This window comes from Bradyrhizobium sp. 141 (assembly GCF_023074055.1).
In the GTDB taxonomy this organism is placed as follows: Bacteria; Pseudomonadota; Alphaproteobacteria; order Rhizobiales; family Xanthobacteraceae; genus Bradyrhizobium.
Genome location: NZ_JADPKR010000096.1, coordinates 1 through 1,191, shown reverse-complemented (window position 1 = coordinate 1,191; position 1,191 = coordinate 1). Strand labels below are relative to the sequence as shown.

The 1,191-nt window shown below is 58.4% G+C and carries 1 protein-coding gene; it reads left to right on the top strand.

What is annotated here, in order from left to right:
- Positions 1-67 precede the first annotated feature (67 nt).
- Complete coding sequence (locus IVA81_RS29150) at positions 68-1,177, top strand: IS630 family transposase (RefSeq protein ID WP_247324369.1); 1,110 nt, start codon at positions 68-70, stop codon at positions 1,175-1,177.
- Positions 1,178-1,191: the final 14 nt, after the last annotated feature.

Sequence of the window (1,191 nt, the reverse complement as noted above, 5' to 3'; positions counted from 1 at the left end):
CTAGTCATCTGGAACGCAAGTTCGTCACATTAGTTGATAGCTCGAATCTCTGCAGAGGAGAGTGCGAGTGGCGAATGCAGGTGAGCGAGGCCGGCCGATCGCGCCGTTAGTGCTGAGTGCGCAGGAGCGGGCGTATTTGGAGAGGCAAGTTCGTCGCCATCGCGTAGCCCGGTCGCTATCTGAGCGATGCCGTGCGATCCTGCGGTGTGCGGATGGCTTGCCAAGCAAGTCCGTAGCTGCCGAACTCGGCCTTCACGAACATACCGTTGGTAAGTGGCGTCGCCGGTTTTTGAAGGATCGCTGTGATGGCCTGCTTGACGAAGCGCGACCTGGCCGCCCTCGCACCATCAACGACGATCAGGTTGCCGCCGTGATCGAGCGAACGCTGCGGACGACGCCAGCCGACGCGACGCACTGGTCGATCCGCTCGATGGCGGCGGAAACTGGGTTTTCCCACACCACGATCCGCCGAATGTGGTCGGCGTTCGGCTTGCAGCCGCACCGTAGCCAGACATTCAAGCTGTCGAGCGATCCGCTGTTCGTCGACAAGGTGCGCGATATCGTTGGCCTTTATCTATCCCCACCGAACCGTGCGCTCGTCCTCAGCATCGATGAGAAAAGCCAGATTCAGGCGCTCGATCGCGAGCAGCCGGTCTTGCCGATGATGCCTGGCCTGCCGGAACGGCGCACGCACAGTTATGTGCGGCACGGTACGACCTCGCTGTTTGCCGCGCTCGACGTCGCCTCGGGGTTCGTCATCGGCAAATGCTACAAGCGGCACAGGGCAGTCGAATTCTTGAAGTTTTTAAAAGAGATCGATGCCCAGGTCCCTGAAGGCCTCGATGTCCATATCGTCATGGACAACTACGCCACCCACAAGACACCCAGGATCAAAGCGTGGCTCGCTCGCCGGCCGCACTATCATGTCCACTTCACACCAACTTCCGCGTCATGGATCAATCAGATCGAGCGTTGGTTCGCTGAACTCACCAGAAAGCAGATCCAGCGAGGTGTTCACACCTCCGTCAGGCAGCTCGAGACCGACATCCGTACCTTCATCGACCTGCACAACAGAAACCCGAAGCCCTTCAAATGGACCAAGTCAGCCGATCAGATTTTGGCTTCCGTCAAACGCTTCTGCCACAAAGCTCAACAGACTTTATGTGGCGAACTTTAGATTCACGTGACTAG